Source organism: Halodesulfovibrio oceani subsp. galateae (assembly GCF_055397225.1).
Genome location: NZ_AP042453.1, coordinates 741,259 through 759,403, shown reverse-complemented (window position 1 = coordinate 759,403; position 18,145 = coordinate 741,259). Strand labels below are relative to the sequence as shown.

The window sequence follows — 18,145 nt, the reverse complement described above, 5'->3', positions numbered from 1 at the left end:
AATATTGAGCGCGAATCATCACCCCTCAACTCCAATCAGCAGACTTCATTTTTTATATTACATGTACGAATTAAACGAACTAAACGAGTTAATCCCACTTCAAGACGAAGTGTTTTGTTCTTTTAATTCGTTTTTTTCGTAGAGATAAAAAATATTTCGAGGCCGTCCCCTGCTCCCTGTTTTTTGCTTTTCAACTCGAATTCGTGAGTTCGCAATTAGGGCAGACAATGCTTGCTCAAGTTTGCTTTTGGTAATGTTGCGGGAAAAGATATTATACAAAGCGCGTGTGTCGAGTCCGTCAGATTCTTGCAGCGCATCAATAATGCGCCTCTCTGTAGAATCTGCATCCACTTCACCAAAAATGAAATTGGTGGATTGTTCGCAGTAATCCCACAAGGCAAGAGCTGAACGTAAATGTGCAGTGGTTATCTGTGAGGATGAGTCGAGAAACGCATACAGCAGCGCGAGGCGTAGCGTGTTCGTCTCTGATCTATTCATAATAGCGCCCGGCAAACCGGAACGCTCTTTTGAAAGTGAGACGTATATTTCAGCCCAAAGGTTTCTTGCATTAGGACTAAAAAGAACTTCGCCCTGCCTAGCGCTCTTCTCAAGAATGGTGATTAGACTGAGTTTGAAATCGTAGAGTGCCCTATCATCTAGTTCCTTTGGGAAGGGTACCAATTTCGGACGGCGCACACACAGCCAAAGGAAACGGTTAGCAAAGCCATTGAATGCTTCAACTGTATCCATTTTGCTGCTTAGTTCATGGGTTGTGATGTGAGTAACAATAGATAGGTGGGGATCAGTAGCAGTAATCTTACTACTCTTCGTTAATGGCTCGACTTTATGGCCATCATATAGCGCGCGGATAATCGTGGAAAGCGTGTTCCCATCCCGCTTCGAACAAGACAATGCTCCGGCAAACTCTTGATCGAGAACAAAAAGCCTTTTGTCCTCAATGCCCGGATCAATAACAATGTCCTTGCCTGATCCATTATGCTTGTTAACAACATATTCTATCCGTTCGTCCCTAACGGCAAAGATTAACCCTTCCCCACTGGAAAGAGGCCCCGGGCTGACTTGTGCTACTTTCCAGTCTTCTTCAGGAAGCTTAAATAGCTCACGAACAGGAATTGACGAAGTGCCCTTTCTTGCTTTTGAACTTTGGCCCACAAGAACAGCATTGATACGAGCGTGCTGACGCTCTCCTGCTGCAATAAACGGGCTGCGCCCCACTTCGACTCCAAAACGAGCTAGAAAGGTGACTAGCACTGCCATTGGGTCAGCTTCTGAAGATTCTGTAGCAAACTGAACAAACTCTCCTGCAAAGCCTGTAAAAATAGCCTTATCCGCTATCGGCCAAGGGAACACATTCAATTCTTTGGGTGGTTCCCCTAAAAGAGAAGTCTCACCCGCAGGGATTATCCTTTCTGATTGCTTAGTTGAAGAAGAATCTGACAGGTTGGAATTGTACATAGCTAAGAATCCCCAGTACGGGACTCAAGCCATTGAACAAAGGATTCCCGTTCATACACCACGCTGCCGCCGATTCGCCGATAATCAGGACCAAGGCCAGCAGAATCCAAGTTGGCCAAGTAGCCAACACTAATCAGGTTGCCGATGTATTTAGGAAGTTCTTTCCTGGGAATGATAGGTGGTAGGTCGTTTAAAAGAGTTTGGAAAAAGGAGTCCTGCCCCTTCGGCCGTTGTACAGTTTCTTTCAGTTTTTTAAATCCCATGTAATACCTCCAGTGTTGTGATTTGTTCTGAAGGTAACAAGGACGTTAGATAATGCTGCTAATATTACTAATATTATTCTCCTCACAAAAAGCCTGTAACTCTTTATAAATCCTATTCATTTTTGAAAAACTATTTCTGAACACGCTATCTTTACTAATTTCCTTCGCCCAATCAGGATTATTCAACACTCCACGATGTTCAAGCAGATCGCCGCAGATGCTAATTTGAATTGGGTGTCCTAACATCTCAGTTCGAAAAGGTTTGTTTGATAAATGCTCTTCCATCCATTCCCACAATCCCTTGAAAGATGGCTTTTTTGTAGATAAATAGTACTTCTCAGTCGCTATTGTAAAAAAAATATCTCTTCGATGATGCTGCTCTTCTAACGTTGCAATGAACTGAATAAATAGCTCAGCAGGGGTGTCATGAATCTCGACTATTTTTGTAACTTTTCTCTCGTCTGAATTGGCAGACAAGTCATCCGCTGGAAGCAATGGAACAACAAGCTGTTCAGTCTGATCTAATGCCATTACTTTTAAGGCATCTTCTCTTTCCTCTTCAGCATCGATGAGCACCCTAATGGTTAAGTTAGGAGAAACTAAAAAACAAAGTTCACTCCTATTTACTACCAATTTTTTGATTAATTGAGCATCTAGCACGTCATCATTCTCAAAATGATGAATAATTCGAGACGTAGCAACGCGTAGCTCCATAACAACCCGTAGAAATAGCATCACATGTCTTTTATGTTTTCTGCGACGCTCATTATTCACTTCCAAGAAACTCCACTGCCTCATCTTAGTAATAAATATAAACTCTGGAAGCTCAACATCTTTAGCATACCTAAAGATTAAATCTTCATTATCTTTATTGCCCTCTTCCAACATCCCATACCGTGAAGAAAACAAAAAAGAATTTGCAGGAAGATCATTATCGATCGCAATATCCCAACTCGTCATGCTATCAAGTCTGAGTCCTTCGAGGGCAGTGACATGAAGGTTACGTGCTGATTCATAGGCCTTAGTTAATAGTCCTTGTGCGAGGTGTGTTTCAATCCTTTCGATGTGGTGGCACAACTCACGGGCTATAATTTTGAATTTAGCCAGCTCCACCGCTAGCAATTCTTTTTCACGCTTATCTTCCGTAAAGCTTTCTTTTATGAGCTCGAAAATGGATAGCGATTTTACTGTCACAACAGGACGTGCGAAAGGGTCAGAACCTTTTCTTCTGAAGAATTTTGAAAACATAAGTAACCTCGTGTGCTGATCTCTATAACGTACTGTGACATAATATGATTTCATTTAGAAGAGAGGGAGAGAAGAATGGATTCAACTGGTACCAAAGTGGTACCTAAATCTAGAAAAACAAAGAAAGGGTTATAGCATAAATGCTATAACCCTTTGTATTTACTGGAGCCAACAATCGGAATTGAACCGACGACCTACTGATTACGAAGACTTTTATGCGATAAAAAAGATGTCCCTCTTCTTGCAAAAAGTATTGAAAAAACACATAAATGCATGAAACCAGATTTTGAACTAATCCTGTTCTTAGGTCTCCAGGGAGGGACAGGAGAGGGACAAGGAGGGACACATGGCTCGACGTTACCACAGCGGAATTTCCGGAGTGTATTGCAGAGACCATAAGACGCGTCGACACGGACGCAAGCCGGACGTCTATTACATCATCCGTCTTAAGAAAGATGGCAAGATGGTAGACGAAGCGCTCGGCTGGGCGAGTGACGGCTGGACTATTGAAGAGGCTGCCAGATACGTCGGCATCATCAAGAAGAACATGCGGATCGGACGCGGCGCTCAGTCCTTTAAGGAGCTTCAGCAGGAAGCCGAAGAAGAGCGTGCCGTTCTCGCGGATCAGCGTGCAGAAGAACGCCGCCTCCAGCTCATTCGTCACATTAACTTCAGAGAAGCTTCTGTGCGCTTTATGGAATGGGCAACCTACAACACCAAGCCAACCACCCATCAGGGCTACGAGCAGCACTTGCGCCTGCATATTCTGCCGGAGATTGGTGAATTGCAGCTCAAAGCCATCACCACGCACGAAATCATGCGCCTGCGCGCCAAGCTGGAGCAGAAGAAGCCCACTCGCGGCCGCGGCAAAGTCCTGTCTGCCTCCACCATTACCGGCTGCCTCGGTGTAGTGCGCGAAATATTCAACTACTGCATCGAAACCCAAGTCTCTCCCCAGTATCCCGACATTCAAATTTTCTCCGGAGAGAATCCTGTGAAGCACAAAAAGTTCGGTGCATCCAAGATCCTCCCTAAGAAGGACAATAGAAACCTTCGCGTCATGTACGACGACGAAGTCGACACCGTTCTTCAGGCATCCTACGACTGCAGCATAGACCAGTATCATATTACGATGATCGCCCTGCACACCGGCATGCGTGAGCAGGAAATCGTCTCGCTGCATCGCGAGCATCTTACTGCTATTGATAGACGTATTATCCATGTACTCGACTCCAAAAGCGGTACTCGTATAGTGAGCTTCCCGCCTGTATTAGATGAAATTATGCATATGCGAAAAGACGCAACGCGTAACTGGCTTTTTCCCGGTAATGGTGTTGGGGGCCATAGAACTGCTGCCAGTGTTTCCCGCCAGTTCACCAGAATTGCCGACGCCATCGGCATTAACACCGGAATCAACGACAACCGGCTGCGCGCCACTTTTCATACTCTAAGATCAACGTATGCTGTGCGAATGCTTATTGGCGGTATGGATTTGGAAAACCTCCGCCTGCAACTCGGCCATAAAGACATAACCACAACAACGAAAAACTACCTGCCGCTGGTAGAAAGCTTCCGCGTGGAGAGCGTCGCACGGGCGCATGAAAACGGATCAATCAAGCGCCTCGGGTAACGTTACGCAGCAGTATCAAACTTCTTTCGAACAAGAACTCGCATACGCGGATTCCGTTCCAGATACTCCAATAAGTATAGAGATGGATAACAGATCATTCGCTGAATTCTGAACCGAACCCGCGGGCCTTTTCCTTTGCCGTCGTCAACGCTGATCGCATGCTTAGATGCAAAATTGAGCACCCCGCTTCCTATGTCGCAACGTCTGACAATTGGAGGCAGCTGAAACAGCAAAGGGCGAAACATTTCAACATCCGGCGGCGTGGTATCAAACACTTCTGTCCATATCTCAGAGTCAATAACAAACTGGGGCAAAGAAGGCGGCTGCTGGCCGGTAATGATCGTCGCCTTGTATATCCGCATGTATTCCATCAGCATGTCGTAATAAGCCGTCATAAACTGTTCACGTAGTCGTACATTCTGAATCACAATAGAATCCTCCGAATTAATAGATATCGCCTCTTACGCCGCATCACGCACGCATTGCATCTGCATTGCCCCGCGTAATTTTTCCGCTAACGAATAACACTCCAGCCGTCTGGCCAGAACTGTAATCAACATCACTTCCTCACTTGCTCCGCTCACCTGCTTTGCTTCGTGGATCAGCTCAGAAACAGGAAGCTCACCAAGCCGTTCAGCATAGGCAAACAAGTCTACCTTGGCAGCCGTGCCGCCAGAATCAGCGTCTGTATTAGTCATGGCATTCTCCTACATAGGATTATGATAAAACTAAGCGTCAGCCCCAGTGCCAGCCCCAAAACAGCCCATTGAAACGGGTCAAGCTGCGGGATCATGATCGCCACCACTTCCGACACGCTTTGCAAGTGCCCTGCGTGCTGCACGATTCAAACAATCCGCCGCCAGCGCCCGACGATTAAGCGGGATAATAGCGTGACCGGACAGATTCAGCTTGTGCCGGTGGCGTTCATCAATCTGCGCGATCATGCGATAGATGTTGCTAATGTTCTGCTCATCCTCAGGCGTAATTCCTTCCTGCTTATTCAGAACACCAACAGAGTTGCGAACGCATTCAACCTTACGGCGAATAATTACGGATGGATTGATCATGTTGCCTCCTGTATCGCTCTCATAGCGACGATTACTTCGCGATAGCGGGACAGCACATCGTAGGATTCACGTATGATCCGCCTGCTCTCCTGCTTGTCGATTTTGCCGTCATTGGCGAGCGCGTTGTTTACTGCATCGTTAACATCGCCCATTTCCTTTCCTATCTGACTAAGCAGCCGCAGCAGCTCCACCTCCGACAATCTAGGGACTCTTTCATGCTTCCCAAGGCGCAACTCGTTCGTGTTCACTCGAAGCCAATCCAAAAGAACATCGTTGCCGAGGATCGCGCACAGCTGAGGTATGGAAGGCATGTTCGGCCAGTAATTGTCGTCGTGGCTAAACACGCGGCTCGTCTTGCTAACACTCCACCCCATTCCGTGGCCGACGTCGTCGCGAGTAAGCCCACTTTCACCCAGCGCAAGATCAAGCGCGCTGGCAAATGCTAAATTTGCTAATGATTTCATAGTGTAATCCGCTCCTTGTTTATTACCGTGGCACCATGCATAACTATGCGGCATTATAGGCAGCATCAGTCAGCAGAACAGGCGCGCGATGCTGTTATGCAGCCTGCTCCATACGATTTGGTTCAGTGTCCTCAGCAGAAACTTTCCGCTTCGGCTTTGGACCAGGAGCAATGTCACGGGCAGGAGGGAGAAGAATGTCTGGAATGCCAGCTTTAAGCAGCTGAGCATGTCGGTAGGTGGAAACGTGCTCACCATGAAGCATCTTGTACGCAGAGGTACGGGATACTTTGATAGCCTCACCAATATTGGTGAAGGTAATCTTTTTGCGCTTCATGTAGATTTCTAGCTTTTCACTGCGAGTCAAATCGGATATGAATTCGGGAATCAAGTTTCGTTGTTCCATCAATTAACCCCTTGCGGTTATTTTCAATTGTTCGTTTCGGTTTCACTGTTTCGTTAAAATCAGAATTAAGTAAAAATGAAAACTCAGTCAACAGAAATAATAGAGTTTTCTGTAAGGTTTTATGTCTGAAAAAGAATTTAAACAAAGATTAAGGGATGTTATTCATTCTTTAAAAATTGAAGACCAAGTTTTCGCAAACACAGGTGGAATATCAAAAGCTACGCTTTCTGGTTACTTCAATTCTGACCGCCTTCCAAAACAAGACGCCCTCACGGCGTGGATAACCACTTACAATATAAACGCTAACTGGTTGATGGCTGGAACTGGCAGCATGTTTCTTGGGGAAGAAACAGATACGCAAAAAAAAGAGCAAACAGAAACTGTAGAAACAGATCTGATTGCTCAACGTATGAGAGTTGCTGTTGAATTGCTGGAAAAGGCAGGCGCTTCGCCGGAAACTATCCAGCAAGCGATAATGAAAATTTTAGATTCTCCAAATGAGCCACACACTCAGGCAGAAGAGAACATAAGTGCTCCGGATTTCGCGAACGATCGCGATCGGAGTATAAAACAACCGTAGACTTTAACGAGTGTCCCTGCCCTCGCGCCCGCTGCAAACTGGGGAGAGCTAGGTGCTGCCGGTGGAGACAATGAGGGGGGAGCCATGTTCGGCTTCGACGTTTCAGAAATTATCCTGCTCATCATCTGGATAGGTTTTGGGTTCTTTGCTGCGTCTATCGCAAAAAGCAAAGGACGCTCTGCACCACTCTGGGGAATTCTCGCCTTTCTATTCCCCATCGTACTTTTCATACTTCCATTTCTCAAACCCATCGCACCCGTTCCAGGTAAATGGAAAGAGTGCCCTTCCTGTGCCTCTATTATTAAAGAGAAAGCACAAGTCTGCCCGCATTGCCAGCGGGACGTTACACAGCCACCTACCGATACAACTCAATCCAAAATTTAGGACACCACCATGGATTCATGGTGGCGTCCTACTACCCACAACTCTTTATTGTCGTTCCTCTTCAGTTTTCCAAAGCAAAAATATTGCTAAGTTATTTAACGATATTTTGAATCAAATTTTACACCCAACCACGTAAGTAACTACTTACATGAAAGCGTAGTAATCTGATTATATTTGGAGTTAGTGCGAACGCAAAAGAAGACGTTAGTCAGATACGACTTGTTATACACTTTTTTTAATATTTAACGGTAAGCGATTACCCGTTCTAGGAAAAAGCATGAATATTTCAAAAGTACAAATTAAAAACTTCCGATTGCTACGTGATACGGAACTCTGTTTTGCAAAAAATTCTACGGTTATTGTTGGGCGTAACAATAGTGGTAAAACGTCTTTGACTGAACTTTTTAAAAGAATTTTTATCGATGACACACCGAAATTTAAACTAGAAGATTTTTCACTAGGTGCACACAACGACTTTATCGAAGCCGCTAAGCTTTTCCGAAATGAAGAAGAGTTAAACATAGTTCGCGAGAAGCTACCACTTATCGAGCTTCGTATTCATTTAAACTATGCAGAAGATCAAGACGACTTTTCCTCACTCAAAGGGCTCATCATCGATCTCGATCCTGAGACAACAGAAACCATTATTGTCGTTCGTTATCAATTAACTGAAGGCAAAATGGAAACTCTTTTCAAAGATCTCAATCCGACAGAAGTCGACTTCGACTCTGTTAAGTTCTTTAAAGAAATCCAAGATCGTCTCTCAAAGACATACTCTATTTCAGCTTACGTAGAAGATCCAAGTAACGAAAACAACACATCGGAACTCAAACTTACCCAACTTCAAGCAGCTATTCAGGGGAATATCATAAGCGCGCAGCGTGGCCTTGATGATGTAACTACTTATGACAAGGGAGTGTTAAGCCACGTTATTGAAGCTCTCTTTACAGCTGCTCTGTCTGAAACTGCCAAAGAAGATGACAAAAGCCTTGCATTAAAAGTCACAACCCATCTCAATGAACTAGAAGGCGACCTGAGCAAAGAATTTGCCCAGTTCGTTAAAGACTTAGTTCCACAATTTGAGTTTTTTGGATTTCCAGGACTTAACAATACAACCGAGCTATCAACCGAAACCTCTCTTGATCCAACCGCTCTCTTAAAAAAGTTTACTAAGATTACCTATTCGACAGGCGGTGACATCACTCTCCCTGAATCCTACAACGGCCTTGGAACTCGAAATCTTATATTCATTCTATTAAGACTTTATGAATTCTACAAAAGCTATGTATCCAAAGAAACACAATCAGGAATGCATCTTATATTTATAGAAGAACCTGAGGCACATCTGCACCCACAAATGCAGGAAGTTTTCATAAAAAAATTAGACGAAATTGCTACAAAATTTTCTAAAACCTACGGTGACGAAAAACAATGGCCAGTCCAGTTCATTGTTACAACTCACTCTTCACACCTCGCAAATGCTGCACAGTTTGATGCAACACGCTACTTCACCTCGACATTAGATGGCAATAAAGATCGGACAACTACAATTAAAGATCTTAGCATTGGCCTTAAAGACATAGATCCTAAAGACAAAGGTTTTTTGCAAAAATACATGACTCTTACACGTTGTGATTTAATGTTTGCAGATAAAGCCATTTTAATTGAAGGCACTTCTGAACGTTTGCTTCTGCCTGAGATGATAAAAAAACACGATGCCCCTCGGCCTCAAGAAAATAAGCTTGGCAGTCAATATATTTCAATAGTTGAGGTGGGAGGAGCGTACGCCCATAAATTTTTTAGACTAGTGGAATTTCTTGAACTTCCAACATTGATTATTACAGATATTGATACGGTCGCCGTAAAAGAAGGAAAGGTACAGGCTTCAGCTTGCAAAGTTAGCATAGGCGAAAAAACAAGCAATGGATGTATCAAAGATTGGTTTACAAAGACAATCACTCCACCAGAACTACTATTAAAGTCAGAGGAAGATAAAACAAGAGAACTTCTTAGACTAAGCTATCAAATCCCAGATGATACAGCCATTTGTGGAAGAAGCTTTGAAGATGCATTCATTCTTAAAAATCCATCACTCTTCGAGCTAGAAGCGACCCCTCAAGAAGAATTAGAGCAAGCGGTCTGGGACGAAGCGAAAACTTGGGCTAATAAGAAATCCGAATTTGCATTAAAGCACGCAATTGATAATACAGACTGGAATACTCCCAAATACATACAAGAAGGCCTCGTTTGGCTCGCCGACACGCCAAATCTAGCTTCAATCGACACGGGTTCTTGCGATGGAGGAATTGAGTAATGCCTAACAATGCAACAAACCCTGCAATTATCGCATCTAACGAAGCATTTGCTGAAGTACTAGAAAGTATCGAAGCAAATAAAAGCTTTGTACTTGAAGCTGGAGCTGGAGCTGGGAAAACTTACACTCTTGTTGAAACCTTAAAATACCTTATTAAAAAACAGGCTGTACAACTTTTAAAAGAGAATCGGCACATAGCTTGTATTACCTATACAAATGTAGCGAAGGATGAAATCAATTCGCGCATCGACAATCACCCAGCAGTATTTACAGGGACCATTCATTCATTTTGTTGGTCAATTCTCAAACGATTTCAATCTACTTTAAAAAAAGAACTTCCTAGCATTGGAAAATGGGAAGAACGACTAAAAGATATCGAAGATATTGATAGCTGTGTTGTTATCTATGACTCTGGCTACCCAACGGTCAAAGATAATAAGATCTCTTTATATCATGGGGACGTGTTATCCCTCATGACAAAACTTCTAGGGATTAAAAAGTTTCGACATATAGTTGCAAGCGAATATCCAATAATATTCATCGACGAATACCAAGATACAAATAAGCACTTTGCTGAAGCATTGCGCCTCGCTTTCATTGAAGAAAAAGAATCTGTACTTATTGGATTATTTGGAGACCCTTGGCAAAAAATTTATGACGATGGATGTGGAGACATCATCCACAATAATTTAAGACGGATCGGCCTTAGGTCTAACTTCCGATGCACTGCCCCACTCGTGACCCCTCTCAATCGAATTCGCCCTGAGCTTCCACAGGAAGTGGTTGATCCAGGATCAACAGGTACCGTCTCTGTTTTCCATACTAACAACTGGAAAGGTGAAAGGCGTACGGAAAAAAACTGGCAAGGTGATCTACCAGTTGAACATGCTCACAAGGCATTGGAAGAAACCAAACAGATTCTAGCAGAAAATGGTTGGGATTTTTCTCCTAAAAAAACCAAGATATTAATGCTTACTCATAACACCCTTGCTACTGAGCAAGGCTATTCTTCTTTGATAAAAACATTTCCAAATTATCGAGATGATCTGATCAAGAAAGGGGATCCTCACATAGCCTTCCTAGTGGACAAACTTGAGCCTGCATGCCTTGCTTTTTTTGAACAAAAATACGGTGAAGCTTTTGGGCTACTTGGACAGAAAGCGCCTTTACTTACCTCCCAAGCAGGTAAAGAAAAATGGAAGGTGTTCATGGATTGCTTAAATGAAAAACGTGAAAATGAAACGGTAGGAGCTGTCCTCAATTTCCTTCTTGAAAACAACATTCAGATCTTACCTGAAAAAGTAAAAAAAAGAGAAGAAGAACTAAGAAAAGATTATGTTACGCCGAATGACGAAGAACCTTCTTACATAACAAGGCTCCGAGGTCTTCATGTCATTGCTTATAATGAAGTCATTGCATTGGATCGCTTTATTGACGAAATGACTCCTTTTAGCACTAAGCATGGTGTAAAAGGTGCTCAATATGAAAATGTTCTTGTGGTCTTCGGTAAGGGGTGGAACTACAATTTTGATAAATTCCTTACTTTACGTGCTTCAGCAACTATTCCGGCAAAGCAGCAATCCACATACGAACGAAACCGAAATTTATTTTATGTAGCCTGCTCTCGACCTAAAAAAAATCTTGCCTTACTATTCACCCATACTCTTTCAAATTCTTCTCTAGGGACGCTAGAGGCTTGGTTTGATGAAGAAAATATTGCGACCTTAGACTTATGACCTCGCTTTATCTAACTATTCTGAAAATCCTCACCCTCTATTATTATATTGGAGAAAAACATGTCTTCGTTCCCAATCGAAAGAATAGATGATATTCGTTCTAACCCACAAAATTTCAGGCTCTTAGAACGCGTTCCACTTACTGATCCGAATCTTAATTTTCCTTGTTTACTTTCTGATCCTGTCGGTGATGAAATTAATGTAGTTTTTTTAGATGTAGAAACCACAGGTTTAACTGCTGGAACAGATAAAATTATCGAATTGGGTATAGTAACAGCAGACTATAGTCCATCCGCGCAAAGAATGACACAAGTCACAGGTTTTTTGGATCACTTCGAAGATCCGGGCTTTCCCATTCCTCCTGAGATAACTGAACTCACAGGCATTACAACTGAACAAGTTCAAGGACTGAGAATTGATGACAATCTAGTCTCTTCTTACCTTGTTGGTGACCCGATCATCATCGCTCATAACGCAAAATTTGATAGAAAGTTCTTTGAAACAAGGCTCCCAACTCACAGCAATTTAAGATGGGCATGCTCTTGCTTCGATTTAGACTGGACCAATAAGGGGCTTGGCGGAAAATCCCTCACATCATTGTTGGCTGGAGAAGGCTACTTCTTTGATGCACATCGAGCAGCAACAGATTGCTACGCAACGACATGGCTATTTCATGTGCTTCCTCAGTACTTTTCGGCTCTCATCAACTACGCAAATGCCCCCTCTGTATTTTTAAATGCTTACGGCTTCCCGTTTGATTATAAAGACCTTCTCAAAGAGCGAGGGTACAGGTGGGATGCTGCCAATAGAGTATGGGGAAGAGAAGTTTTGCAATCTGATTGTCTAAGTGAACTACAATTCTTGGACACTGTTGCAGGATATTCCTCCGCTCGAGTTCAACAAATTCCATTAACAGCTCGCGAAAGACACAAATAAAAAACACGATAAAAACAAAAAGCCCGTTCAATTGAACGGGCTTTTATTTCATCGTAAGTCCTTATCATAGCCTCTTCCCCCGCTCAGTAATCACATAACGCCTCTTACCCTGCTCATTATATTCAATACGGATAAATCCTTTTGCAATAAGCGACTCTACCGATCGAGGCGGCATGCCCTTATCTACCTTCAGCTGCATCATAATCAGGTTGTAGCTCTGCTGCACTCGCCTATAGATGGCTTGTACCTTGGCGGCTTCCCTGTACCGAGAGTCAAAGCACACTTCTATCTGCTGCTTGCCATCCTGTGGCAAGCCAAGACGAACAGTTACACCCTTATCCCGCAGAAATTTCACCGGATCATATAACATTGCACGTTTCATACGGCCTAGCTTAACGCAAAACACAAAAAAGCGTTACAGAGGCTAATCTGCAACGCTTTTATTGTACTAAGATAGAGCTAGGCTACATGTATGGAGTAATCAGCAAACAGGCTGTAATTGATACCCCTATCACGCCAAGCAATACGAATATTTTTTTATACTGTTTTTTAAATTGCCTTTTAAGCAGCGTGGCACAGCCTATTCCGAATAAAAGGCTCAGGGGAGCAAATACTGTGAATAAATAATTCAAAAAGTCTGAAGTATAATCAGCAGCACCCTCTTGGTAATGCCCATACATCCATTCGTAGTAATATGGAAAAGTTAATGGAGCGATAGAGAATGCAAAGAAGGTCATAAAAATATAAAATAAACCAACGACAGCGCTAGCTAGTAGTATCCATTTAATCATTTTATTTCCCAAAGAGAACTACTCTGGGCAGAACTGCTTATCTACTGCATAGTGCGAGGTTCCAAGCGGTTTAACATCTTCTTTGCAATAGACATACCCTCGTCCTTTTATCGTCATAAGAAACCATGCCCCTGCACAAATATTGACAACAAAAGCTACAGCAAAAATAAACACCATTACCCTAACAAGAGCCAGCTCAACCGAGAAAGGCATAACGCCACCCGTTCGCAGCTTCCAGCCAACTAACACCATAAAAGGAAAAAAAATTAACGGAGCAAACATGGCAAACGCTGCTGCCCAATGAAACCAAATTAACGGTTCATCAGAGAACATCGATATAAAAATATCGCCTGACAACCAACCAATTCCCAATGATGCAGGATAAATAACCCCTAACAAAACCAATGCATTTTTCTTATCAAACACAACGATGTGCTTTTTCTTCTTTCCCATAACTATGCCCCATGCATGGTGAAGTTTTAATGGCAAACATACTTATCGACTTCTTTTAACGTAACTTTTCTATTCACATCCAACATTTCATCTTTAAGCATCTCAACCAAATCGATAAAGCCGTCTTTTGCTGCCCATGCAAACAACGCTGCCTGCTGCGATGCTCCTTCACTAGTGTCTACGAAGCTAGATGCATTCTGGCGCAGTAATAACAAATGAAGACAATAAAAAAGCGTTACAGACTCGAATCTGCAACGCTTCGAACGTACATACTAAATAATCACTACCGCTTTACACACAGTGCTTCGTCAAGAACATAAACACTTATCCCACGAGCAGTCTCACGATCGGAACAATAAATGTATTTATTTTTTTCCAAATAGTCTGTGGCCCAAATATGAAAAGGAATTGAAACAAGAAACCAACAGACAAAAAGAGACACAAATATTTTTACGAAAACAGCATGAATTACTGCAGGAAACTCCCTACGCAGGGTCACGTACCACACGCCAGTAATGTACAACGGTAAAAAAACGAATACTGACAAAACAAAACTGGACAAGAAAGGTGTGTATTGAATCATCTGTGAAGGGGGAACGCTAAAAAAATACTCTTCAACACTCTGCCATCCGTAATATGACACCGCGAAAGTAAGTGGCAAAATAAAAAGCAAACTAATCCAACCGCCACGCACACGCTGTTTTAAGGTGTAATCAGATACTCTTCCCAAGAAAGCTCCTCCGTTGTCAGTTCATGAGAAGAAGCACAACGATACTTTTCCAATTCACCCAAAGTAAACGCTCTGCCTGAAGCTAACAGGCCATCTTGCTTCATTTTATAAAGATCAACTCCCCATTCGCTATCATGACATGCAAAAGTCTCTGAAGAGGTTGCCACCGCAGCATAACCCGCGGCCTGCTGCCTTTTCCCTTCCAAATACTCAGTCAACCTATCTGTAACCTTATAATAATCATCAAGTGCATTCAAAATAACCATTCCACCTACACCGACAAAAATCAAAGCTGCAAAAGGAGCCAACGCATAGCCAGCCCCAACAGCCAAACAACTCAAACCGAGAGAACCACCTGAAACAATTGCAAGCTTTGCCCAGTCAGTCAAAATTTCAGCTTGATACCGTGAAAAAGATTTTTCTTCAGTTAATAAAAATTCTACTGTTCGAATAAGTGGCGAAACAACGAAAGCAACGACAGTGCCATTAACAGCTCTCTTTACAACCCCAGTGACGCCGACTACCGCATTAATCACTTTAAAGTGTTTTGCTCCCCAGACAGGCGCTTGCAGGATGGCTCTGCATCCCGGTCGTCCAAAGAACTTAACAAGTTGAGTCCCATTCTGATTTGTATAAAATTCACATCGAACATTTATGCGTCCAAAAGCCTTCACCAACTTTGAGAAGTCAAAAAGATCCCCAGCCACAAGGCCGTATGTTGAGATCACATTATACCAGATACTCTGTTGTGTTTTTTTCCAGTAGTAATGAACTACCTTCATAACTTCCTCTAGTGTCGCAACCAAGACATGATTCACATTCCCTCTAAGACGTAATCGTAGTACTTCATCCTTATCTGGGTAGGTATTTTTAAGTTCTTTCAAAATCCCCAAAGGGTCATTTACACTTTCATGGGTATTTATGTGGTTCCCATGATAATCCCAAACAGCATCTGACATTTTCTATTCCTTTATATGCTCAAGCGTCCCTTCCTAAGCATCCAAAAATAGAACGTGCTATATTTTGCAAAAATTTTCTACCACTAATTATAACAATAGAATAATTTTCTTAACATCTTAGCTTCCATAAAAACAAAAAAAAGCGTTACAGGAGCGAACCTGCAACGCTTTTTTTGATACAAAATCAAAGCTATTACTTCAAACATAAATTTTCATCTAATGCATAAACCTGTATTCCACGTACAGCTGGACGTTCAGAACAGAACACATAACCATTATCTTCTAAATAGTTAGTAGCCAAAAAATGAAAAGGCACTGCCTGTAACACCCATAATATGCATAATACCGTCAACATTTTTGAAAAAAAATTACGGAGTAAAAGCGGCATGGGTTTACGCATCACCACATACCAGAGATTCGTAATATAGACTGGTGCAAAAGCAACTACTAAAATAGTCAAACACATAAATAGAGGTGAATAACGAACAAGCTCGGGTGGAGAACCAAAACCGAAAAAAAACTTTGTATTTACCCAGCCAAAATAAGACATTGCAAGCAGCACAGGAAGACTAATACACAGATTGAGCCACCCAAATTTTATTCGCTGCTTTAGGATATTATCAGATATTTTTTCCAAAAAAAGCCCTCTTTTATTAGCCATACTTTCAAACGCCCCACGTTAGCGAACTGAAATAGAACGTGCTATATTTTTCAAGAAAACTCTACAACTAATTGTAACTATGAATGAATTCCTTTTAACATCACGAATGTCAGCTACGCCCCCTCATCCACCACAAAATACTCCTCCCCGCCATAGTGAACAGCTAGGAAAAAGTGCACTGCCATCAGTGCCCGAGCTGGCAGAAGCCACTTACTCTTTTGGGTGCACAGAAAGATCATGTTGGCCAAAAAGTAGAGATCTGCTTTTTGCTTATCTTCTCCCTCCTGGTACATCCAGTCGTGAATATTACAAGCCTCGGCAATGCTTGCGCCTAGAAGATGTTCCGGAACAAGTTTGCCGATTAATCCGTCTGGGCCGCAGCCGTTGCAGATTCGATTTTTAAGTTCGTTTGAAGCTTCTAAGTAGGTAGTAGGTGCAAGTAGTTTCATTGGTTACTCCGGTAAAGAAAAGATAATGGAAATAGCCTCAACCTGTTCAACTGTGGTGCAAGCTTCCATCGCATCTTGAAACGCCAAGCGCTGCCCTGTGGCATGGCCTGCGAGCACTGACCATGCCTGTGTATTCGTTTGTATACGCCGCGCCATTTCTACCACATCCATGCCGCGTGCATTAGCGATCGCGCGAACCAACGGCGCTGCAACTTGTGGATCAGCGAGAAGGGCGCTTGCTTCGGTGCGCTGACTATCCCATGTTTGCCGCTCCATCTCGGAGTATTCTACCGACTGAGATTTTAGGAACGCATCGTGCGCGGCTGCGATCTCGCGTTGCTTTGCGGTGCAAGCTTCATCAAGTGTTTGTGGTGGGAGTACAATAGCTTCAAGTCGTGCTTTTTCTGCATTCCACGCTTCCACATATGGCTGCACTTCTAATTCAGATATTGGCGCAGTGGTTACGCCTCCGTCCGGTGTTTCAAATTCAATATGTCCTTCCTGCCCATCAAACTGGATAGCGTGAAGAGTTTCGTCAAAATAAAATTCTGGCAACTTAAGGGCTTCACCACCAACTAAAATCAACTTGTCTGGTGCAATAACTGTTACGCGCATGATAACTCCTAAAGGCGTTTGATGAGGAATAAGCCAAGGTAAGGGGGACGGTTTTCATGAGCTTGCCCATCTCCGACAGAGTCAGTTGAATATGAACTTTTTACAGTCGCGGCACTTGTGAAAGGCGTAGCGCCGCCTATATTGGAAGTATTTCCAGACTCAATAGTATGTACATGTGGTGCTGATGTACTATTTGTAATCGTAACCCTGTCAGCACCACCGCTTGCTCCAACTTCATATTTCCCACCAGCAACAACTATAAACTTATCTCGTGCGTTAACCGTCGAAACTTGACGTCCATCGGGTGATTCATATGTGCGCCCATCGCATACACCAAATGCCAACATTGCCTCGCTTGTTATGGGATCAAGAGGACGCCCTTCGCTGTTGACTGCACCATCAAAAAAAAGGCAGCCACCGTGGGGTACACCAGACTGCGAGATAGCATTACCCTGTGTCTGCAATTTCTCCCGAATATCTGCATGTGCATCCGGTGCAACGTTATGATTCTCCATATCCGCACTTGTCACAGGCGCAGTGCTTTCAATGCGTATGTCAATCTGTGACGTGCTCGAGCACGCAATACGCAACTCTACAGGAATTTGCATAAGGTGTTCACTGGCAGGGCTAATCCATGTTGATTTAGCCGCTTCCACACTATCCACCATATAGAGCACTTCGGTGTCGTCTGCTTTTTTCGCGATCACACCCAGCTCGGTAAGGGCAAAGCCTGTTTCCAACGCGGCGTTAGTCAACACACAAGTAATATCTGCTACACCGCCAGCCTGTTCCCCACCGCTAGGGGCCACGCGCAGCACTTCGTTTTTAAGCGTGGTTAAGTTTCGTGCTGCGTATTCTTCTTCCGTCCATATGCCGCTACCGAATGCAATGCCGGTAACTCTCAACTGCTCGCTTCCTGCATGGACTTGTGCCAATAACACCTGTCCTGCTTCGGTGGTTTGGATGTTGGTAAATGTTGCCATAGG

23 protein-coding genes are annotated in these 18,145 nt (G+C 43.2%); 6 read left to right on the top strand and 17 right to left on the bottom strand.

Annotation, left to right across the window (positions count from 1 at the left end; all coding sequences use genetic code 11):
- Positions 1-99 precede the first annotated feature (99 nt).
- From ACZ5V1_RS03420 to ACZ5V1_RS03410, 3 genes are read right to left on the bottom strand one after another with little or no spacing between them, the layout of a single operon-like run.
- Positions 100-1,476 carry a DUF3987 domain-containing protein gene (locus tag ACZ5V1_RS03420; protein WP_464390615.1) on the bottom strand — a complete coding sequence of 459 codons (1,377 nt, stop codon included), beginning with the start codon at positions 1,474-1,476 and terminating at the stop codon, positions 100-102.
- Between the two features lie 2 nt (positions 1,477-1,478).
- Positions 1,479-1,739, bottom strand: a complete 261-nt coding sequence (locus tag ACZ5V1_RS03415; RefSeq protein ID WP_464390614.1) for a hypothetical protein — start codon at positions 1,737-1,739, stop codon at positions 1,479-1,481.
- Positions 1,740-1,784: 45 nt separating this feature from the next.
- On the bottom strand, positions 1,785-2,987 hold the full coding sequence (locus ACZ5V1_RS03410; RefSeq protein ID WP_464390613.1) for a hypothetical protein: 1,203 nt from the start codon (positions 2,985-2,987) through the stop codon (positions 1,785-1,787).
- Positions 2,988-3,333: 346 nt separating this feature from the next.
- On the opposite strand from ACZ5V1_RS03410, the gene ACZ5V1_RS03405 reads away from it, so the two are divergent.
- Entirely contained in the window at positions 3,334-4,617 is a 1,284-nt protein-coding gene (locus ACZ5V1_RS03405; protein WP_464390612.1) for a tyrosine-type recombinase/integrase, read from the top strand.
- A gap of 2 nt (positions 4,618-4,619) precedes the next feature.
- Here ACZ5V1_RS03405 and ACZ5V1_RS03400 read toward each other — a convergent pair whose 3' ends face one another.
- The 5 genes from ACZ5V1_RS03400 to ACZ5V1_RS03380 all read right to left on the bottom strand — a co-directional run bounded on the left by ACZ5V1_RS03400 (position 4,620) and on the right by ACZ5V1_RS03380 (position 6,551).
- Positions 4,620-5,045 (bottom strand): hypothetical protein, encoded by a 426-nt coding sequence (locus ACZ5V1_RS03400; RefSeq protein ID WP_464390611.1) that lies wholly within the window; start codon positions 5,043-5,045, stop codon positions 4,620-4,622.
- A 33-nt stretch (positions 5,046-5,078) separates the two neighbouring features.
- The gene (locus ACZ5V1_RS03395) at positions 5,079-5,315 is read right to left on the bottom strand and encodes a hypothetical protein (RefSeq protein ID WP_464390610.1); all 237 of its coding nucleotides are present in this window, start codon (positions 5,313-5,315) and stop codon (positions 5,079-5,081) included.
- A gap of 78 nt (positions 5,316-5,393) precedes the next feature.
- Positions 5,394-5,684 carry a hypothetical protein gene (locus ACZ5V1_RS03390; RefSeq protein ID WP_464390609.1) on the bottom strand — a complete coding sequence of 97 codons (291 nt, stop codon included), beginning with the start codon at positions 5,682-5,684 and terminating at the stop codon, positions 5,394-5,396.
- Positions 5,681-6,148: a phage regulatory CII family protein gene (locus ACZ5V1_RS03385; RefSeq protein ID WP_464390608.1), complete on the bottom strand. Its 468-nt coding sequence runs from the start codon at positions 6,146-6,148 to the stop codon at positions 5,681-5,683. The genes ACZ5V1_RS03390 and ACZ5V1_RS03385 overlap by 4 nt, the downstream gene beginning before the upstream one ends.
- Positions 6,149-6,242: 94 nt before the next feature.
- Complete coding sequence (locus ACZ5V1_RS03380; protein ID WP_464390607.1) at positions 6,243-6,551, bottom strand: hypothetical protein; 309 nt, start codon at positions 6,549-6,551, stop codon at positions 6,243-6,245.
- Between the two features lie 121 nt (positions 6,552-6,672).
- Here ACZ5V1_RS03380 and ACZ5V1_RS03375 point away from each other — a divergent pair, with 121 nt between their 5' ends.
- The 5 genes from ACZ5V1_RS03375 to ACZ5V1_RS03355 all read left to right on the top strand — a co-directional run bounded on the left by ACZ5V1_RS03375 (position 6,673) and on the right by ACZ5V1_RS03355 (position 12,501).
- Entirely contained in the window at positions 6,673-7,131 is a 459-nt protein-coding gene (locus tag ACZ5V1_RS03375; protein WP_464390606.1) for an XRE family transcriptional regulator, read from the top strand.
- Between the two features lie 84 nt (positions 7,132-7,215).
- Entirely contained in the window at positions 7,216-7,515 is a 300-nt protein-coding gene (locus ACZ5V1_RS03370; RefSeq protein WP_464390605.1) for a hypothetical protein, read from the top strand.
- A gap of 277 nt (positions 7,516-7,792) precedes the next feature.
- Complete coding sequence (locus ACZ5V1_RS03365; RefSeq protein ID WP_464390604.1) at positions 7,793-9,829, top strand: ATP-dependent nuclease; 2,037 nt, start codon at positions 7,793-7,795, stop codon at positions 9,827-9,829.
- Positions 9,829-11,565, top strand: coding sequence for a UvrD-helicase domain-containing protein (locus ACZ5V1_RS03360; RefSeq protein WP_464390603.1), 1,737 nt, complete (start codon positions 9,829-9,831; stop codon positions 11,563-11,565). The genes ACZ5V1_RS03365 and ACZ5V1_RS03360 overlap by 1 nt, the downstream gene beginning before the upstream one ends.
- Positions 11,566-11,625: 60 nt before the next feature.
- Complete coding sequence (locus tag ACZ5V1_RS03355) at positions 11,626-12,501, top strand: 3'-5' exonuclease (RefSeq protein WP_464390602.1); 876 nt, start codon at positions 11,626-11,628, stop codon at positions 12,499-12,501.
- Between the two features lie 64 nt (positions 12,502-12,565).
- Here ACZ5V1_RS03355 and ACZ5V1_RS03350 read toward each other — a convergent pair whose 3' ends face one another.
- From ACZ5V1_RS03350 to ACZ5V1_RS03310, 9 genes are all read right to left on the bottom strand, one after another.
- The gene (locus ACZ5V1_RS03350; protein ID WP_464390601.1) at positions 12,566-12,883 is read right to left on the bottom strand and encodes an archaellum operon transcriptional activator EarA family protein; all 318 of its coding nucleotides are present in this window, start codon (positions 12,881-12,883) and stop codon (positions 12,566-12,568) included.
- Between the two features lie 82 nt (positions 12,884-12,965).
- Positions 12,966-13,292: a hypothetical protein gene (locus ACZ5V1_RS03345; protein ID WP_464390600.1), complete on the bottom strand. Its 327-nt coding sequence runs from the start codon at positions 13,290-13,292 to the stop codon at positions 12,966-12,968.
- 18 nt (positions 13,293-13,310) lie between these two features.
- Positions 13,311-13,745, bottom strand: a complete 435-nt coding sequence (locus ACZ5V1_RS03340; protein ID WP_464390599.1) for a hypothetical protein — start codon at positions 13,743-13,745, stop codon at positions 13,311-13,313.
- Between the two features lie 283 nt (positions 13,746-14,028).
- Positions 14,029-14,475 carry a hypothetical protein gene (locus ACZ5V1_RS03335; RefSeq protein ID WP_464390598.1) on the bottom strand — a complete coding sequence of 149 codons (447 nt, stop codon included), beginning with the start codon at positions 14,473-14,475 and terminating at the stop codon, positions 14,029-14,031.
- Positions 14,448-15,434, bottom strand: coding sequence for a hypothetical protein (locus ACZ5V1_RS03330; protein WP_464390597.1), 987 nt, complete (start codon positions 15,432-15,434; stop codon positions 14,448-14,450). Before ACZ5V1_RS03330 ends, ACZ5V1_RS03335 begins: the two co-directional genes overlap by 28 nt.
- Positions 15,435-15,627: 193 nt before the next feature.
- Complete coding sequence (locus tag ACZ5V1_RS03325) at positions 15,628-16,095, bottom strand: hypothetical protein (protein WP_464390596.1); 468 nt, start codon at positions 16,093-16,095, stop codon at positions 15,628-15,630.
- A gap of 113 nt (positions 16,096-16,208) precedes the next feature.
- Positions 16,209-16,544 carry a hypothetical protein gene (locus ACZ5V1_RS03320; protein ID WP_464390595.1) on the bottom strand — a complete coding sequence of 112 codons (336 nt, stop codon included), beginning with the start codon at positions 16,542-16,544 and terminating at the stop codon, positions 16,209-16,211.
- 3 nt (positions 16,545-16,547) lie between these two features.
- Positions 16,548-17,159 carry a hypothetical protein gene (locus ACZ5V1_RS03315; protein WP_464390594.1) on the bottom strand — a complete coding sequence of 204 codons (612 nt, stop codon included), beginning with the start codon at positions 17,157-17,159 and terminating at the stop codon, positions 16,548-16,550.
- A gap of 8 nt (positions 17,160-17,167) precedes the next feature.
- On the bottom strand, positions 17,168-18,142 hold the full coding sequence (locus ACZ5V1_RS03310; protein WP_464390593.1) for a hypothetical protein: 975 nt from the start codon (positions 18,140-18,142) through the stop codon (positions 17,168-17,170).
- Positions 18,143-18,145 lie beyond the last annotated feature (3 nt).

Bases quoted from the DNA above. Each gene is read 5' to 3' on its own strand.
- ACZ5V1_RS03420 (WP_464390615.1), bottom strand. From the start codon at position 1,476: ATGTACAATTCCAACCTGTCAGATTCTTCTTCAACTAAGCAATCAGAA.
- ACZ5V1_RS03415 (WP_464390614.1), bottom strand. From the start codon at position 1,739: ATGGGATTTAAAAAACTGAAAGAAACTGTACAACGGCCGAAGGGGCAG.
- ACZ5V1_RS03410 (WP_464390613.1), bottom strand. From the start codon at position 2,987: ATGTTTTCAAAATTCTTCAGAAGAAAAGGTTCTGACCCTTTCGCACGT.
- ACZ5V1_RS03405 (WP_464390612.1), top strand. From the start codon at position 3,334: ATGGCTCGACGTTACCACAGCGGAATTTCCGGAGTGTATTGCAGAGAC.
- ACZ5V1_RS03395 (WP_464390610.1), bottom strand. From the start codon at position 5,315: ATGACTAATACAGACGCTGATTCTGGCGGCACGGCTGCCAAGGTAGAC.
- ACZ5V1_RS03390 (WP_464390609.1), bottom strand. From the start codon at position 5,684: ATGATCAATCCATCCGTAATTATTCGCCGTAAGGTTGAATGCGTTCGC.
- ACZ5V1_RS03385 (WP_464390608.1), bottom strand. From the start codon at position 6,148: ATGAAATCATTAGCAAATTTAGCATTTGCCAGCGCGCTTGATCTTGCG.
- ACZ5V1_RS03380 (WP_464390607.1), bottom strand. From the start codon at position 6,551: ATGGAACAACGAAACTTGATTCCCGAATTCATATCCGATTTGACTCGC.
- ACZ5V1_RS03375 (WP_464390606.1), top strand. From the start codon at position 6,673: ATGTCTGAAAAAGAATTTAAACAAAGATTAAGGGATGTTATTCATTCT.
- ACZ5V1_RS03370 (WP_464390605.1), top strand. From the start codon at position 7,216: ATGTTCGGCTTCGACGTTTCAGAAATTATCCTGCTCATCATCTGGATA.
- ACZ5V1_RS03365 (WP_464390604.1), top strand. From the start codon at position 7,793: ATGAATATTTCAAAAGTACAAATTAAAAACTTCCGATTGCTACGTGAT.
- ACZ5V1_RS03360 (WP_464390603.1), top strand. From the start codon at position 9,829: ATGCCTAACAATGCAACAAACCCTGCAATTATCGCATCTAACGAAGCA.
- ACZ5V1_RS03355 (WP_464390602.1), top strand. From the start codon at position 11,626: ATGTCTTCGTTCCCAATCGAAAGAATAGATGATATTCGTTCTAACCCA.
- ACZ5V1_RS03350 (WP_464390601.1), bottom strand. From the start codon at position 12,883: ATGAAACGTGCAATGTTATATGATCCGGTGAAATTTCTGCGGGATAAG.
- ACZ5V1_RS03345 (WP_464390600.1), bottom strand. From the start codon at position 13,292: ATGATTAAATGGATACTACTAGCTAGCGCTGTCGTTGGTTTATTTTAT.
- ACZ5V1_RS03340 (WP_464390599.1), bottom strand. From the start codon at position 13,745: ATGGGAAAGAAGAAAAAGCACATCGTTGTGTTTGATAAGAAAAATGCA.
- ACZ5V1_RS03330 (WP_464390597.1), bottom strand. From the start codon at position 15,434: ATGTCAGATGCTGTTTGGGATTATCATGGGAACCACATAAATACCCAT.
- ACZ5V1_RS03325 (WP_464390596.1), bottom strand. From the start codon at position 16,095: ATGGCTAATAAAAGAGGGCTTTTTTTGGAAAAAATATCTGATAATATC.
- ACZ5V1_RS03320 (WP_464390595.1), bottom strand. From the start codon at position 16,544: ATGAAACTACTTGCACCTACTACCTACTTAGAAGCTTCAAACGAACTT.
- ACZ5V1_RS03315 (WP_464390594.1), bottom strand. From the start codon at position 17,159: ATGCGCGTAACAGTTATTGCACCAGACAAGTTGATTTTAGTTGGTGGT.
- ACZ5V1_RS03310 (WP_464390593.1), bottom strand. From the start codon at position 18,142: ATGGCAACATTTACCAACATCCAAACCACCGAAGCAGGACAGGTGTTA.